This is a genomic window from Collinsella sp. AM38-1BH, from assembly GCF_003467545.1.
Lineage (GTDB): Bacteria > Actinomycetota > Coriobacteriia > Coriobacteriales > Coriobacteriaceae > Collinsella.
This window is the reverse complement of the sequence record NZ_QSHC01000016.1, coordinates 13995-29924: the sequence shown is the minus strand read 5'-3', so window position 1 is coordinate 29924 and position 15930 is coordinate 13995. Positions and strand designations below refer to the sequence as shown.

The window sequence follows — 15930 nt, the reverse complement described above, 5'->3', positions numbered from 1 at the left end:
GCGCTATGACCATGTTCGCCCGCGATCTTTCCGTCGCGCACTACCGCAGCTTCGATAGCTATCGCCTTGCCCTGGACGAGGGCGTGACGATACTTGCGGGACCCAACGCGGCGGGAAAGACCAATCTCATAGAGGCCCTGCAGCTGCTGACGAGCGGCGCCTCGTTTAGGCATCCGACCGCAGCGGAGCTCGTCCATGACGGCGTGGGCTCGTGCAAGATCGAGCTGAGGCTCGAGGGCGACGGCCGCGTGCTTGATATGGGATTGAGCGCGGAGGACGGTAAGCGCTCGTTTAGCCGCAACGGCAAGAGATGCTCTGCCGCTGGTGTGCGCGGGGTTCTGCCGAGTGTGCTGTTTTGCCCCGACCATCTGGACATGGTTAAGCGAGGCGCCAGTGTGCGCCGCGCCGCCCTCGATGACTTTGGCATGCAGCTGAGCGCACGCTATGCCGATCTTGCGAGCACCTATGGGCGCTGCGTGACCCAGCGTAACGCCTTGCTCAAGGAGACCTGGTGCTGCCGCGAGATGCTCGGCGCGTGGAACGATTCGATTGCCCGCGCGGGCTCGGCCCTGCTCGTGCACCGGTTGGCCCTGCTCGACCGGCTGGCGGGCCATGTGCACACTGCCTACGGGCAAGTGGCGTCAGGTGAGGCCGCCAACGTGTCCTATGCGTCCACGCTGGGGGATTTACCCCAGGTCGAGGATCGCGAAGAGCTGAAGGGCTGGGCGTACGAGCGCATGCTGGCTGCCCTTGATGAGCACGCCGACGAGGAAATTCGCCGCGGCGTGACGCTGGTGGGACCGCATCGCGACGAGATTGAATTTACCGTGGCGGGTCGCTCCGCCCGTTCATTTGCCAGTCAAGGACAGCAGCGAACGTTGGTGCTGTCCTGGAAGGTGGCCGAGGTGGCCGTGGCTCGCGATGTCCTGGGCACCGCCCCACTGCTGCTTTTGGACGACGTGATGAGCGAGCTCGACGGCGAGCGTCGCGGCGCTTTCCTGCGGCTGATCGGCGATGATATCCAGACGGTCATAACCACGACCAACCTGGGGTATTTTACCGATGACCTGCTTGATCGAGCCAAGGTGGTGAGCATGGGTGAGACGTGCTAATTACGAGCGCGAGAGCGAGACGGTCGCCTTCAGTGGGTTTTTGAACGCAGAGCGCCAGCGTATCCTGGCGGCTGCGACCCCTGAGCGCCGTGCGCAGATGGAGGCCGCCGAGGAGTCGCGCGCGGTCTATCGCGCGTGGAACGCGGTGTGCTCGGGCACGCGCGAGGGGCGGCATGTGACGGGCCTGCGCTACCTGCCCGAGTCCAATGAGCTGCTGGTATATCTCGACTCGCCCTCGTGGACGCAGGAAATGACGCTGTTGCGCGAGATCATCCGCGCGCGCATGGAGCGCGCCGGTGCGCATGTGGACGGCCTGGTGTTCAAAACCACCGCGCCCGGTCACACGCCACCCGCCGCCAAGGAGCGCCTGCGCCCGGCCGTGACCGAGTGCCCGCCGGCCCCGCACGCCGATCTAAGTGAGGCCGAGCGCACCGAGATTGAGCGCCAGGTGGCGCCCATCGAAGACCAAAAACTGCGCGAGGCCCTCGAGAATGCCATGAGAGCCAGTGCCGAGTGGGCCAAGGGCGTGCAAAGCAAAAAAGAGCCTTAAATCGCATCTGGTGGCCTTGTAGAGCCAAATACCCTCGTTCCCGAGGGTATTTTTTTACGATAAACTGGTAAGGCTGTACACATTTTCTTGACTGAAGGAGGACGTGTGGCAAACGAAAACGATTACGATGGCGGCGAGATTAAGATTCTCGAAGGTCTCGAGGCCGTTCGTAAGCGCCCGGGCATGTATATCGGCTCGACGAGCGCCAGCGGTCTGCATCACCTGGTGTGGGAGATCGTTGACAACTCCGTCGACGAGGCCATGGCCGGTTTCTGCACCGAGATCCAGGTGACGGTCCACGCCGACAACTCCATCACGGTCGTCGACAACGGGCGCGGCATCCCCGTCGACGAGCACCCTGTTAAAAAGATCCCGACGCTCGAGGTCGTCATGACGATCCTGCACGCCGGCGGTAAGTTCGATAACTCGGCCTATAAGGTCTCGGGCGGCCTGCACGGCGTGGGCATCTCCGTCGTCAACGCACTGTCCAAGCGCGTGGTCGTTCAGGTTCGCCGCGATGGCAACACCTACGAGATGGAGTTCTCGCGCGGCAAGACCGTCAAGAAGATGGAGGTCGTGGGCACCTCGAATTCGACGGGCACCACCGTCACCTTCTGGCCCGACGATGAGATCTTCGAGACCTGCATCTACGATTTCGATACGCTGCACAACCGTCTGCAGGAGACGGCGTTCCTCAATAAGAACCTCAAAATCGTGCTGACCGACGAGCGCGAGCCGACTCCCCACGTGGAGGAGTTTTGCTACGAGGGCGGCATCATCGACTTCGTCAAGTTCCTCAACGAGGGCAAGGACGTCCCCGAGGCCTTTAAGGAGCCCATCTACATCGAGGGCAAATCGGACCCGGACGCGCCTGTGGCCAAGATGGGCGAGGTCGAGGTTTCCCTGCAGTGGAATAGCGGCTACGGCGAGAACGTCATGTCGTTTGCCAACGACATCTACACTCCCGAGGGCGGCATGCACCTTGAGGGCTTTCGCACCGCGCTCACCCGCGTGATCAACGACTACGCGCGCAAGCAGAACCTGCTCAAGGAAAAAGACGCCAATCTGACCGGCGACGATGTGCGCGAGGGCCTTTCGGCCGTTATCTCGGTCAAGCTGCCCGATCCGCAGTTTGAGGGCCAGACCAAGGCCAAGCTCGGCAGCTCCTATATGCGCGCGCTGACGCTCAAGATCGTGACCGACGGCCTTGCCGATTACTTGGAGGAGCATCCCAAGCCTGCCCGCGAGATCGTCAAGAAGGCGCAACAGGCCTGCAAGGCGCGCAATGCCGCCCGCAAGGCGCGCGAGGCGACCCGCCGCAAGAGCCTGCTCGAGACGGCGTCCCTGCCCGGTAAGCTCGCTGACTGCTCGGTGCGCGATGCCGAGCTGACCGAGCTCTTCATCGTAGAGGGCGACTCGGCAGGCGGTTCGGCCAAGGACGGCCGTCGCCGAGACATTCAGGCGATTCTGCCCCTGCGCGGCAAGATTCTGAACGTCGAACGCGTTGGTGACCATCGCGCGTTCTCGAGTGACACCATCCAGTCGCTGATTACCGCGATCGGCTGCGGCGTCACGACGAGTGCCGGCGACGGCGGCGACTTCGATATCACCAAGGCGCGCTACCACAAGATCATCATCATGACCGATGCAGACGTCGACGGTGCGCACATCCGCATCCTGCTGCTGACGTTCTTCTACAAGTACATGCGTCCGCTGATCGATGCCGGCTACGTCTATGTTGCCTGTCCGCCCATCTTTGGCATTAAGGTGCGCAACAAGATCCACTACGTGTATCCCAACGGCCGCCAGCCCGAAGACGAGATCCTGCGCGACACCATCCAGAGTCTGGGCCTGAACCCCGACGATAACGACGAGGACGGCAAGGCCAAGGATGGCAAGATCACCAAGAAGCGCAAGGGCTATACCGTCCAGCGCTACAAGGGTCTGGGCGAGATGGACCCCAAGCAGCTCGCCTCGACGACGATGGATCCCAAGACCCGCATCCTGCAGCGCGTGTCGATCGAGGATGCCGTGGTGGCAGACCGCGCCGTGCGCGAACTGATGGGTTCCGAGGTCGGCTATCGCCGTGAGTACATCGAGAAGCACGCCCACGACGCGCGTTTCCTTGACGCCTAGCTTTCCCAGGCACCCCATCTTGCCCTTCAGGATTTCGGGCGCCGCACGCAAGGCGTGCGCCCTCATCCTTCAGGGCAACCTGGGGCACCTGGAAAACCTAGGAGGGTTATCCGGCATTCCCGGTAATCCGTCTCCGTGGTAGGGAACTAATGGACCACGCAAACCATGAGGAGGTAACGTGGCAGACGATATCAACAACAACGAGGGTATGGGCGAGGCCGGCGATGCCGGCATGCCCGACGATCTGAAGCGCCTGCTTGCCCGTGCTGAGCAGGGCGAGGACGGCGATCCGGACGCCTATAACCCCGATGCCGATGATGATGAGGAAGAAGACGACGACGGCGAGCTCGAGGAGAGCTTTGGCGAAGTCGACCGTGGCGCCTCGGCCGGCGAGGATATCAATGGCGGCCAGCTCCAGATTTCGGAGTTCGGCCGTGAGATGAAACAGTCGTTCATCGAGTATTCGATGTCGGTCATCACGGCGCGCGCCCTGCCGGACGTGCGCGACGGCCTAAAGCCGGTGCACCGCCGCATCCTGTACGCGATGAACGAGAGCGGCATCTACCCCAACCGCCCGCACAAGAAGTCGGCCTGGACGGTCGGCGAAGTTATCGGTAAGTACCACCCGCACGGCGATTTCGCGGTCTACGAGGCAATGGTTCGCCTGGCGCAGTGGTTCTCCATGCGCACGCCGCTCATTGACGGTCACGGCAACTTCGGTAACATCGACGGCGACGGCGCCGCTGCCATGCGTTACACCGAGAGCCGCCTGGCAAAGCCCGCCATGGAGCTGCTGCGTGACCTGCAGAAGGATACCGTCGACTGGCAGCCCAACTACGACGAATCGCTCGCCGAGCCTCAGGCGCTGCCTGCGCGCTTCCCCAACCTGCTGGTCAACGGCAGCCAGGGCATCGCCGTCGGCATGGCCACCAACATCGCCCCGCATAACCTCACCGAGGCGATCGAGGCCACCTGCTACCTGATCGACAATCCGGACGCCACCGTCGACGAGCTCATGCAGATCATGCCCGGCCCGGACTTCCCCACCGGCGCCATCATCATGGGCAGCGCCGGCATTAAGCAGAGCTACGAGACCGGCCGCGGCTCCATTACCGTGCGCGCCAAGGCTCACGTGGAGTCCACCAAGACCGGCCGCAGCCGCCTGGTCTTTACCGAGATTCCCTACATGGTCAACAAGGGCACCCTGCAGGAGAAGATCGCCCAGCTCGTCAACGACAAGCGCATCGAGGGCATCTCGGATATGCGCGATGAGTCCAACCAGAAGGGCATCCGTCTGGTCATCGAGCTCAAGAAGGGCGTCATCCCGCAGGTCGTGCTCAACAACCTGTACAAGTACACCTCGCTGCAGACGACCTTCGGCGCCAACAACCTGGCGCTCGTCAACGGCGTTCCCAAATGCCTGAGCCTGCGCGAGATGCTGCAGCACTACATCGACCACCAGGTCGACGTCGTCACCCGACGCACCCGCTTCGACCTTAAGAAGGCCCAGGCCCGCGCGCATATCCTCGAGGGCTACCTGATGGCCCTTGACCATATCGACGAGGTCATTAGCATCATCCGTTCCTCGCAGACCGACTCCGAGGCCAGCAGCCGCCTGATCGAGCGCTTTGGCTTTACGCCCGAGCAGACCACGGCCATCCTCGAGATGAAGCTGCGCCGCCTGACCGGCCTGGAGCGCGACAAGATTCAGGAAGAGCTGGACGGCCTGCGCCGCGCCATCGCCTACTACGAGGACCTGCTGGCGCACCAGGGGAAGATCCTGGGCGTCATTAAGGAAGAGATGCGCGAGATCTCCAAGAAGTTCGGCGATAAGCGCCGCACCGAGATCAGCCATGTCGAGAAGGACCTGGACGTCGAGGACCTCATTGCCGACGAGGACATGGTCGTGACCATCACCCACACCGGCTATGTCAAGCGTATCCCGGTGGCCGCCTACCGCGCCCAGAAGCGCGGCGGCAAGGGCGTCTCGGGCGTCAACCTCAAAGAGGACGACGTCATCGACGAGATGTTCATCGCGTCCACGCACGAGTACGTGCTGTTCTTCTCGAGCAAGGGCAAGGTCTATCGCCTGAAGGTGCACGAGCTGCCGGTTGGCACGCGCCAGGCCCGCGGCACCGCGATCGTCAACCTGCTGCCTTTCGAAGAGGGCGAGAAGATCGCGAGCGTCATCAGCTGCCGCGAGTTCCCCGCCGACGAGTACCTGATGTTTGCCACCAAGAGCGGCATGGTCAAGAAGACCGTGATGAGCGCCTACGACCGTAGCCGCCGCGACGGCCTGATCGCCATCAACCTGAGGGACGACGACGCACTGCTCGCTGTACGTCGCGTGCGCGAGGGTGACAAGATCATCATGGCAACCACCGCGGGCAAGGCGATTATGTTCCCCGAGGACCAGGTGCGCGCTACCGGCCGCGATACCAGCGGCGTTCGCGGCATTGGCATGAAGGAAGGCGTGTGCGTTCTTGGTATGGAGATTACCAACGGTAACGGCGACCTGTTCGTCATTACCGAGCGCGGCTACGGCAAACGCACGCCGGTCTCGGATTACCCGGAGCAGAACCGCGGCGGTCAGGGTGTCTACACCATCCAGATGACCGAGCGCAAGGGTAACCTCGCAGCCATGAAGACGGTGGGCCCGCAGCATGAGCTGTTCATCGTGACGGAGGGCGCGACGGTCATTCGCGTCAAGACCGACGAGATCAGCCAAACCGGTCGCGCCACCCAGGGCGTCAAGATGATGACCGTCGACGACAACGACCGTGTATGCGCTGTCGCCCGCATGACGGCCGCCAAGGAGAAGCCCGAAGCCGAAGCCACAGAAGACGGCTCTGCCTCCGAAGAAACCCCTGTCGATCTAGGCGACGGCAACGACATGCCAGAAGATCTCCTCGACGAGTAAGAGGCCCTAGCTGATAGAAAATATCAGACCCCATATATCGGCGGTCGGCGCCCCTGCGCGCCGACCGCTTTTTTGAAAACCTTGGGACCCCATGGTCGCCGGGCTGACGAGATGGTTTTGGTTTGTCGCGAGTTCCGCACGCAAAGAAGGCCACTTAATGTGGCCTTCGTCTTGCGCAGGACTGTCCGAGCAGCAAACCAAAACCATCTCGTCAGCCCGGCGACCACCCCTCTCAAAGATTTTCAAAAAAGTTGTTGACGCGCGCGTAACGACTCGTCTAATATATCCCTTGCGCGATGGACCTGTAGCTCAGTTGGTTAGAGCGTCCGGCTGATAACCGGGAGGTCACAAGTTCGAATCTTGTCAGGTCCACCACTTTCTTTCGCAATAAACACCCCAGCGAGAGCCGAGTCGCCGCTGGGGTGTTTATTACTGTCTCCGTGGGGGTTTAGCTCAGCTGGGAGAGCGCGGGCTTTGCAAGCCTGAGGTCAGGGGTTCGATCCCCCTAACCTCCACCATGATGGACCTGTAGCTCAGTTGGTTAGAGCGTCCGGCTGATAACCGGGAGGTCACAAGTTCGAATCTTGTCAGGTCCACCATCAAAATTGTGAAGAGCCTCGAGGGTTTCCTCGGGGCTTTTTTCTTACCTGCTGGAGTAGTCAAAAGAGCCCCGTCCCAAAAAGACTACTTTGATTTTGTGTGCTGTGCGAAAGTTTGGGTAGTATAGCTATTCAATGCGGCGGGCTGCCGCGTGTTAACCGCTACGTACCGGAGGTGTTCCATGGTTCGTGTCGACATAGAGACCATCGTCATGGCCGCCGGTCCCGTGCCATCGCTTATCGTGCTTCGCGAGCGCTGCAGCAAATCGGACTCGCCCGCGCCGCTGCGTTCCCTTTCCATTCAGACTGGTTCGTTTGAAGCTGCTGCCATCAGCCGCGGCATCGATAGCGGTCGCGCCGAGCGCCCGATTACCCATGACCTGTTGCTCGATACCGTTGACGCCTTGGGCGCCAAGCTCGAGCGCATCGAGATCGTTCGCGCCGAGCCGCCGGTGTTTTACGCGACGATTGTCGTACTGGCCGATGGTGACGAGCGCAAGATCGATGCCCGCCCCAGCGATGCCATCGCCCTTGCCGTGCGCAGCAATGCTCCCATGTTTGTGGAGGACGACATCATGAATCGCCTGGGCACCGTTTCTACCCATGCCGAGGAAGTCGACGACGAGCAGGAGTTCGAGAAGTTCGACGAGTTCGTCCATACGCTCTCCCCCGATGACTTCTAAATGCGGGGCGTCCAGGTTGCGGAGCGTTCGCTGATGGCCGGTGGCATGTCGGCTGAGGCGGCCGCCATCGCGCGTGAAGCCCAGATGCGCTCGGAAGCATCCGAGGCGGCCCGCCTCGCCTATGTGACACAGGCCCGTACGCTTCGCGAGCGCCGCGGCTCGTTTATCAAGATGGTTGTCATCTCCGCCCTTGTCGCGGCAATCTGCTCGCGCCTTCGTGGTACAGTTGGTGCGCTTGGGTTTTCGATCTCTACGGGCCTGGTGATCTGGGGCGTGGTCGACGCGGTAATGCTGACCAGTCAGATCAAGGTGCTCGACAAGCGTGCGGTGGATATGATGCACGCCCGCGACGCTGCCGCCAAGATCGCTGCTGAGGCACAAGAACTGTAACGACGCCGGACTCGATGGGAAGGTCTAAAGATGGCACAGGATATGCAGGACGCCGGTAACGTCTCCGCCGAGCTCGACGCCATGGTGTGCGATCTGATTGGCGCCTTCTTGGACGACCTGGCCGCGGGCGAGAACCCGGGCGTGGTTGTGGCAATTGAGGACGCCGCTTCCAACCGTTATCTGGCCGCACTCGACGAAGATGGCGAGGAGGCATGCCTGGAGGCTGCCACCAACTTTATCTCCGAGCACAAGATGGGTCTTAAGGACGAGGGCCTGGGCCGTATCGCCCGCTATGCCATCGGCTACACCGGCTGCGTCGAGATTGACGGCGGCTATCACGATGCTCTGCTCGTGAGCTTCTTCGAAACCACGCTCGAGAGCGGTTTTTCGGCATACGTGCTGTATGAGGGCATGGGTGCCGGCGATGGTTTTATGTGGAGCGACCCTGAACCTGCAGGTGAGGAAACCCCTCTTATCTAAAATCGCTAAAATAAACGAGTTTTCGGTAAAAGGCTCAATATTCCCGCTGAGCGTTGTATCGCTGGGCGGGTCGCATACGCGTGCCGTTTGTATATGGATAGAAGATAGGGGAACTACATGCGCGTAGACAATCTGAGGAACATCGCCATCATCGCCCACGTCGACCACGGCAAGACGACGATGGTCGACAAGCTCCTGCGTGCCACGGACGCCTTCCGTGCCAACCAGCAGGTCGAGGACCGCGTCCTGGACTCTAACGACCAGGAGCGCGAGCGCGGCATTACGATTCTCGCCAAGAACATCTCTATCGAGTACAAGGACGTTAAGATCAACGTCATCGACACCCCGGGCCACGCCGACTTTGGCGGCGAGGTCGAGCGCGTGCTGCGTATGGCCGACGGCGCCCTGCTGCTGGTCGACGCTTTTGAGGGCCCCATGCCCCAGACCCGCTTCGTGCTGCGTCACGCTATCGACACCGGCCTTAAGATCATGATCGTTATCAACAAGATCGATCGTCCGGGCGCCAACCCCGAGAAGGCCTACAACGACTGCCTGGACCTCATGGCCGACTTAGGCGCCACCGACGACCAGCTCGAGTTCGCCATGGAGCACGTCGTCTACGCCAGCGCCATGAACGGCTTTGCCCGCCTTGACCCCAACGACGGCAACATGGACATGTATCCGCTGCTCGACATGATCATCGACGACATGCCCGCGCCCGAGGTTGACGAGAACGCCCCGCTGGCCATGCAGTGCGTGACCATCGACCACTCCAACTTCGTTGGCCGCATCGGCATCGGTCGCGTGTATTCCGGCGCCATTCACCAGGGCGACCAGATTCTGGTTGTGAAGAACGATGGCTCCAGCGCCACCGCTACCGTCAAGCAGCTCTTTACCTTCGACTACCTGGGCCGCACCGAATGCCAGGAAGTCGGCGCCGGCGACATCGCCGCCGTCGTGGGCATCGACCGCACCGATATCGGCGATGTCTACACCGATCCCGAGAACCCCGTCGAGCTCGAGCCCATCGAGATCGACCCGCCGACCCTGTCCATCGTCTTTGAGGCTTCGACCTCCCCGCTCGTCGGTCGCGACGGCGACATCGTGGGCGCCCGTCAGCTCAAGGAGCGCCTGTTCAACGAGGCCGAGAACAACGTAACCATGAAGATCGAGGAGCTCGAGGACAAGAGCGGCGTCGAGGTCTCGGGTCGCGGCATCCTGCACCTGTCCGTTCTGATGGAGTCCATGCGTCGCGAGGGCTTTGAGTTCCAGGTTGGCCGTCCTCGCGTTCTGTTTAAGAAGGACGAGAACGGCAACAAGATGGAGCCCGTCGAGCAGGCCGTCGTCGAGTGCCCGGACGAGTACTCGGGCAAGGTCGTTGAGGTCTTCGGTACCTCCGGCGGCATCATGACGAGCATGGATACCTCGGGCATCGTGACGCACCTTGAGTTTAAGATCCCGACCCGCGGCATCATGGGTCTTAAGAACCGCATCATGAACGTCACCCACGGCGAGGGCGTGTTCTACCACACCTTCCTGGAGTATGGTCCCTACGCCGGCGAGATCGGCAACCGTCAGAACGGCGCCATGATCTCCATGACCACCGAGAAGGCCGTTGCCTACGCCCTGGGCACGCTGCAGGAGCGCGGCCAGCTCTTCGTTGAGCCGGGCACCGAGTGCTACGAGGGCATGATCGTGGGCGAGCGCAGCAAGGCCGGCGACATGGTCGTCAACATCGCCCGTACCAAGAACCTGGGCAACCAGCGTTCCTCGACCTCCGATATCTCCGTTCAGCTGGTGCCGCCCCGCACCTTCTCGCTGGAGGAGGCGCTGGAGTACATCGCCGACGACGAGCTGGTGGAGATCACTCCCAAGAACATCCGCCTGCGCAAGCGTCTGCTCAACGCCACCGACCGCAAGAAGGCCGCCGTCCGCGCCGGCCAGGTCAACAAATAAGCGCTGGGGCTTATAACCGCCAATAAGAAAGGGCGTCGACCGCGATGGTCGACGCCCTTTTTGTGCACGGGGATTGAGGCGGCCTACGCCACCACAAAGGTGCCTGTCCCCTTTGTGGTGGTTGGTGGTTAGGCGGTGGGAAGGCCTGGCGTGTTAGCCGGCTGCTGCGGCTTGAGGTGGGCGTTGTGCCAAATGATTTGGATGACGTAGCCGAGCGTGAAGACGAAGGCTACGCCGCTGACAAAGTTGCCCATAAGAGGAAGTGCCGTGAGTGCGCCCGCGACGATACCGCCCGCGGCGGCCATGGCGAAGCGGTTTTGGTTGTGTCCGACCATGCGTGCGATCGCGGTACCCGTAAATGCCGCCGAGACCAAAGCGATGCCGATGATGCTGCACATGAGGGCTCCGGCGAGCGACAGGCCTGCAATCGAGATGATAAGCAGCAGGACGGCGGGAGCGATGGCGACCGTGCCCAGAAGGCCACTTACCCACAGTGGCATGGGATGCTGATGGAGCATGCCGGCGGCGCTGGCGGTTGCGCGCGGAAAGACAAGCTCAAGCAGGATAGCGACAAAGCAGGTGGAAAGCGCTGCGGCAACGATGCCGCCGATCATGTCGTTGACCGTAGAGGTGTTCTCGTTCTCGGTCCGGTCGATCTTGAGGGCTCCAACCTGGGCGCCCTCGGCCCGCTCGGGGTCCTGTGAGACGTGGGCGTTCACCGTGCCGGTGATGCGGGCGTTTTTACCCAGGATGAGCTTGTCGGCCCAGACTTCAACATTGCCATCGACGGTGCCGTCGATGGTAACGGTGTCGCCGGCAAGCGCCGCCGATTTGGCGGAGCCGCGCAGGGCGACCGTTTCGCCCGCCGCGTAAAAACAGTTAGCGGTGCTGCCGGTGTTGAGCACGACGTGCTGGCCGGCCACCGTGACGCTGCCATCGATTGCGGTTTTGGCGATATCGATGGTGCGTGCCGCCAGACGAACGGCGCCGCCTACGGTGCAATCGCGAATCGACAGGCTCTCACCCGCCGCGATAATATCGCGGCCGATGGAGGCGTCGTCTAGGTTGAGACTTTGGCCGGCCCAGTACAGGTCGCCTTCGATACCGGACGGAGTTGAGTCAACTTCGGTTGCGAGCACGTTTCCCGCGGTGTCGGTGCCGGCGAACGACACCGTAGGAAGTGCGGTGAGCGCGAGCGCAATCAGCGCGAATAGGATGGTGATGCGGGCCTGCGTTTTGTGGCGCCGGATCGACGGTACTTGGTTGCAAGGCATAGTGAATCCTTCGTTAGATACTCGACAGGTATCTAACAGGGTACCCAACGCGCGGGCGCTCTAAAAGAATCTCTCGGTTGCATTTCGAGGGGTTGTGCTGTGCTACCTACTTTTTACGGTGCAAAAAGCGCGCGATGTCTTCCTCGGTAGGGCTTTTGATGTCAAAGCGCAGTGATAGCCAGCGCAGCCCCATGGTCACCACAACGCATACGACCAGCGCGGCAACATTGCTCATGAGGCCGCTCATGACGAGGGCTACATAGCTTGCTGATCCGGCGATGGCCGCGATGGCATAGAAGTTGGTGCGTTGGAAAATGCCCGGGACCACGCCCATAAAGCCGTCGCGCAGCATGCCGCCGCCCACGGCGGTGAAAAAGCCCATCATGATGCACACGGCGGGTGCAAATCCGTAGACCAGCGCCTTGTCCGCGCCGGTGGCCGCATAGATGCCGACCGAGATGATGTCGAGCAGGGGAATGAGTTTTTCGGGCTTATCGACGATTGCCGGGAAGATATAGATGATGGCGGCTGTGGCGATGGAGAGCGGTAGTGCCATGGGCTGGTTGAGGATGTAGACGTTGCCGACCTGGAGCGTCATATCGCGCAAAAGACCGCCGCCCAGACCGCAGACCACCGCGAGCGCGACCGCGCCCACCAGGTCGAGCTTGTGCTCGCGAGCGACCAGCACGCCCGAGATCGATGCCGCGACAACGGCGAACATCTCGAGCCAAAATGGGATAGCGACCATGGCATCCGAGGCGTGTGAAGTAACAGTCATAGCGGCGACGACGGGCAAGATGAGGTCCTTTGATTCTCGGGTTTGAACAATGCCCGTACATAGTACATGGTTGGAGGCGATTGAGACCCTATTGCTCGGCAAACGGTAGGGACTGGGCGCGGGCGTGGCGTTACTGGAATGCCAGGGGTCCAAAACATGTACGTCAGCCTCCAAAAACGACATTTTTCGACATCTTTGGAGGCTGACGTACATGTTTGGATTGGGTTCACAGCATGAGTGAGTTGATTTACTCACATCCGGTATATTTCCCCACTTCAACGGACATAAGAGTTGGATACCGGCTCAGAGCGAGAGGCCCTCAATGGATACCCCTGTTCTCATTTCGCATAAAACCGCATGGCTTGTTCATCATGCACCCCAGAATTTGGTTCAGTCTCTTGCGCGGCACGACTACCAGATAGGCGCACAAGGCATCTCCACCCAACAACGCGCTGCGCGCATACGACAGGCACTTATCGACTGCGGCATTCCGTCCGATATGCTCAAGACTATCGATATCTCGGTTGTATTCGAATTCGAGCGAATTCGCACCAAAGGCGTCATTTGCCACATTCTTGGACAAAATCTTCCCTACGAGCATATTAACGAGTTGACGCCCGGCATCTTTATCACCGACGAAGCCTTCACCTTCGTGCTCGCAGCCGAATGGATGGATAGGATCGAATATCTCGAATATGGCTATGAAGTTTGCGGCGATTATCGCATGAGGCTCAATCCCGCCGACCCTTATACCGAGCAACCAGCCACTTCCTCCAAGGATGAAATAACCGAACTGCTCGATCGGCACCCCGGCAAACCCGGTGCCACGCGTGCACGGCTCGCGCTCAGGCACATCTACGATCACTCGGCCTCGCCTATGGAGACCGCTTCGGCAATCGCCCTCTCGCTCCCAACAAGCGAAGGCGGCGTTGGCATCCGAGGTATCGAACTCAACAAACCGCTCGAGATCCCTCAACGTCTCTGGCATTGCGCCAAAGCTCGAACACTCAAAATCGATGCGATCGTTACCTACAAGCGCAGGGAGCTCGGTATCGAATATAAGGGCGGCTTTCACGATGAGTTCGAGCGCAAAGGAGCAGATGCGGAGCGAGAGGCCGTTCTCTCCCAAATGGGATATCGAATCGTTACGCTCACTTCGGCTCAGTTCGGCAGCCAGCTCGCCTTTCACCGCGCCATGAACAACATTCGCGAAGCACTCGGCATGCCTCGCTGTACCGATACCGGGCACCAGCGAGAGCAAAACGAACTACGCAAGGCGCTTATCCGCAACTGGAAAAGCATGCGAGACGAAGAGGTGCCTTCCGAATAGTGCCACTCCCGTGAGCTCAATCCAAACGTGTACGTCAGCCTCCAAAGATGTCGAAATATGTCGGTTTTGGAGGGTGACGTACATGTTTGGGGAAGCGTGGGATCGAGACGTATTTCGATAACAAAAAAGCCCCCGTTGCCGGGAGCTCTCTCAACCTAAATGGCGGAGGAGGAGGGATTCGAACCCTCGTGACCTTATACAGGCCAAACGGTTTTCGAGACCGCCGCATTCAACCACTCTGCCACCCCTCCGCGTGGGGTAAAAACAAAGCAGGCTCGAAGGCCTGCTTTGGAATTAACTGGCGGAGAGTCAGGGATTTGAACCCTGGAGACGCTTTTGACGCCTACACGATTTCCAATCGTGCTCCTTCGGCCACTCGGACAACTCTCCGTTAAATGCGAAAGTCAGTATACACGAGGAATCGCAAAGTGCAAACAGAAAAGTTGGCATTTTTTAAAACGCTTGGCCGCGCTTGTCGTTGCAGTGGGGTTTGAGGTGCCAAAAAACGGCTTCCGACCAGCGTGGTTGATTAACTCAATTGTTCAAAAGGGGTATTCATAAGCGACTTGGCAATGAATTTAAAAATCTTTGGGTGGCGCTGTGGACCACTGGTATGCATTTTGCGACCACGGCCTTGTGCCCGTTAACCTGCGGCTTGGCTCAGCTTGTCCCCGCGGCATCGTATCTTGTCCACAGATCCGTCAAGCTTTTGGTCAGCATTTGGTTGGAATGTGCATGAAACGCCGTGCGAGTATGGACATATGTGGAGGTCATGAGGTTGTAGCTGCATATTCTTGCAGCCTGGGAGGTTGAAAGATATTATTACCAAGTCTTTTCCTGCTTCAGGCGCACCTTCACGACCTGAAGCCACATTTGCCCAGAGGAGGTGACAATATGAAGGCTTATGAACTGCTGTTCTTTGTTGACCCGTCGCTCGACCCCGAGACTCGTCTCGCTGTTATGAAGCGTATCGATACCACGATCGCTGAGGGCGCTGGCAAGGTCGACTCCGTTGACGAGTGGGGCAAGCGCAAGCTCGCCTACGAGATCAACGACCTCACCGATGGTGACTACACCCTCATCAACTTCCACGCAGATCCTACCCAGATCGCCGAGCTTGATCGCGTCCTGCGCATCACCGACGCTGTGGTCCGCCACATGATCGTCCGTCGCGACGACCAGGAGTAAGACTGTCGTTTTGGACTGGGCTTGTGCCCCAAGAGGAAGTAGTGAGTAATGAGCATCAATCGAGTGAACATCACCGGTAACCTCACCCGCGATCCCGAGCTGCGCGCCACCGCCGGCGGAACCCAGGTTCTGTCCTTTGGCGTCGCCGTGAACGATCGTCGCCGTAATGCGCAGACTGGCGAGTGGGAGGACTATCCCAACTTTGTCGACTGCACCATGTTCGGCACCCGCGCCGAGGCCGTGAGCCGTTTCCTGGCAAAGGGAAACAAGGTCGCGATCGAGGGCAAGCTGCGCTACAGCTCTTGGGAGCGCGACGGCCAGCGCCGGAGCAAGCTTGAGGTCATCGTCGATGAGATCGAGTTTATGAGCTCCCGTGGTGGCCAGGGTGGCTACGATCAGGGCGGTTACGCCCCCGCAGCTCCCGCGCCCGCAGCACGTCCTGCCGCACCGGTGGCTACGCCGCCCGCGGTCGACGTCTACGATGAGGACATCCCGTTCTAAGGGTTGTTCACCTATTTTTGAGTGAGAGGCGGC

Annotated in this window: 13 protein-coding genes and 5 tRNA genes; 14 read left to right on the top strand and 4 right to left on the bottom strand. The window is 60.4% G+C overall.

What is annotated here, in order from left to right; all coding sequences use genetic code 11:
• Positions 1-5 precede the first annotated feature (5 nt).
• From DW870_RS07735 to typA, 11 genes are all read left to right on the top strand, one after another.
• Positions 6-1112 carry a DNA replication/repair protein RecF gene (locus DW870_RS07735; RefSeq protein WP_117877314.1) on the top strand — a complete coding sequence of 369 codons (1107 nt, stop codon included), beginning with the start codon at positions 6-8 and terminating at the stop codon, positions 1110-1112.
• Positions 1099-1662: a DciA family protein gene (locus tag DW870_RS07730; RefSeq protein ID WP_117877312.1), complete on the top strand. Its 564-nt coding sequence runs from the start codon at positions 1099-1101 to the stop codon at positions 1660-1662. Before DW870_RS07735 ends, DW870_RS07730 begins: the two co-directional genes overlap by 14 nt.
• 105 nt (positions 1663-1767) lie before the next feature.
• Positions 1768-3798, top strand: a complete 2031-nt coding sequence (gene gyrB, locus DW870_RS07725) for a DNA topoisomerase (ATP-hydrolyzing) subunit B (protein ID WP_117877310.1) — start codon at positions 1768-1770, stop codon at positions 3796-3798.
• Between the two features lie 208 nt (positions 3799-4006).
• Complete coding sequence (gyrA, locus tag DW870_RS07720) at positions 4007-6718, top strand: DNA gyrase subunit A (RefSeq protein ID WP_199573630.1); 2712 nt, start codon at positions 4007-4009, stop codon at positions 6716-6718.
• A 298-nt stretch (positions 6719-7016) separates the two neighbouring features.
• Positions 7017-7093: transfer RNA gene (locus DW870_RS07715), tRNA-Ile, on the top strand.
• A gap of 67 nt (positions 7094-7160) precedes the next feature.
• Positions 7161-7236: transfer RNA gene (locus DW870_RS07710), tRNA-Ala, on the top strand.
• A 4-nt stretch (positions 7237-7240) separates the two neighbouring features.
• Positions 7241-7317: transfer RNA gene (locus tag DW870_RS07705), tRNA-Ile, on the top strand.
• Positions 7318-7499: 182 nt separating this feature from the next.
• Positions 7500-8000, top strand: a complete 501-nt coding sequence (locus DW870_RS07700; RefSeq protein ID WP_117877308.1) for a bifunctional nuclease family protein — start codon at positions 7500-7502, stop codon at positions 7998-8000.
• Positions 8001-8390, top strand: a complete 390-nt coding sequence (locus DW870_RS07695; protein WP_117584034.1) for a hypothetical protein — start codon at positions 8001-8003, stop codon at positions 8388-8390.
• A 30-nt stretch (positions 8391-8420) separates the two neighbouring features.
• Positions 8421-8870: a hypothetical protein gene (locus DW870_RS07690; RefSeq protein ID WP_089572580.1), complete on the top strand. Its 450-nt coding sequence runs from the start codon at positions 8421-8423 to the stop codon at positions 8868-8870.
• 117 nt (positions 8871-8987) lie between these two features.
• Positions 8988-10826 (top strand): translational GTPase TypA, encoded by a 1839-nt coding sequence (gene typA / locus DW870_RS07685; RefSeq protein ID WP_055287536.1) that lies wholly within the window; start codon positions 8988-8990, stop codon positions 10824-10826.
• Positions 10827-10954: 128 nt separating this feature from the next.
• Here typA and DW870_RS07680 read toward each other — a convergent pair whose 3' ends face one another.
• The gene (locus tag DW870_RS07680) at positions 10955-12100 is read right to left on the bottom strand and encodes a polymer-forming cytoskeletal protein (protein WP_117877307.1); all 1146 of its coding nucleotides are present in this window, start codon (positions 12098-12100) and stop codon (positions 10955-10957) included.
• Between the two features lie 106 nt (positions 12101-12206).
• A complete protein-coding gene (locus DW870_RS07675) occupies positions 12207-12896 on the bottom strand; it encodes a trimeric intracellular cation channel family protein (RefSeq protein ID WP_233539158.1) in 690 nt (229 codons plus the stop codon).
• Between the two features lie 304 nt (positions 12897-13200).
• Between DW870_RS07675 and DW870_RS07670 the strand changes: the two genes are divergently transcribed.
• Positions 13201-14208: a hypothetical protein gene (locus DW870_RS07670; protein ID WP_117877303.1), complete on the top strand. Its 1008-nt coding sequence runs from the start codon at positions 13201-13203 to the stop codon at positions 14206-14208.
• A gap of 160 nt (positions 14209-14368) precedes the next feature.
• Here DW870_RS07670 and DW870_RS07665 read toward each other — a convergent pair.
• Together DW870_RS07665 and DW870_RS07660 are read right to left on the bottom strand one after the other, a co-directional pair.
• Positions 14369-14459, bottom strand: a tRNA-Ser gene (locus DW870_RS07665).
• A 48-nt stretch (positions 14460-14507) separates the two neighbouring features.
• A tRNA-Ser gene (locus tag DW870_RS07660) sits at positions 14508-14598 on the bottom strand.
• A gap of 504 nt (positions 14599-15102) precedes the next feature.
• Here DW870_RS07660 and rpsF point away from each other — a divergent pair.
• Positions 15103-15396, top strand: coding sequence for a 30S ribosomal protein S6 (gene rpsF / locus DW870_RS07655; protein ID WP_006235831.1), 294 nt, complete (start codon positions 15103-15105; stop codon positions 15394-15396).
• A 48-nt stretch (positions 15397-15444) separates the two neighbouring features.
• Positions 15445-15897: a single-stranded DNA-binding protein gene (locus DW870_RS07650; protein WP_006235830.1), complete on the top strand. Its 453-nt coding sequence runs from the start codon at positions 15445-15447 to the stop codon at positions 15895-15897.
• Positions 15898-15930: the final 33 nt, after the last annotated feature.

Coding starts and splice junctions, on each gene's coding strand:
- DW870_RS07680 (WP_117877307.1), bottom strand. CDS start 12,100: ATGCCTTGCAACCAAGTACCGTCGATCCGGCGCCACAAAACGCAGGCC.
- rpsF (WP_006235831.1), top strand. CDS start 15,103: ATGAAGGCTTATGAACTGCTGTTCTTTGTTGACCCGTCGCTCGACCCC.
- DW870_RS07695 (WP_117584034.1), top strand. CDS start 8,001: ATGCGGGGCGTCCAGGTTGCGGAGCGTTCGCTGATGGCCGGTGGCATG.
- DW870_RS07650 (WP_006235830.1), top strand. CDS start 15,445: ATGAGCATCAATCGAGTGAACATCACCGGTAACCTCACCCGCGATCCC.
- DW870_RS07700 (WP_117877308.1), top strand. CDS start 7,500: ATGGTTCGTGTCGACATAGAGACCATCGTCATGGCCGCCGGTCCCGTG.
- DW870_RS07670 (WP_117877303.1), top strand. CDS start 13,201: ATGGATACCCCTGTTCTCATTTCGCATAAAACCGCATGGCTTGTTCAT.
- DW870_RS07690 (WP_089572580.1), top strand. CDS start 8,421: ATGGCACAGGATATGCAGGACGCCGGTAACGTCTCCGCCGAGCTCGAC.
- typA (WP_055287536.1), top strand. CDS start 8,988: ATGCGCGTAGACAATCTGAGGAACATCGCCATCATCGCCCACGTCGAC.
- DW870_RS07735 (WP_117877314.1), top strand. CDS start 6: ATGACCATGTTCGCCCGCGATCTTTCCGTCGCGCACTACCGCAGCTTC.
- gyrA (WP_199573630.1), top strand. CDS start 4,007: ATGGGCGAGGCCGGCGATGCCGGCATGCCCGACGATCTGAAGCGCCTG.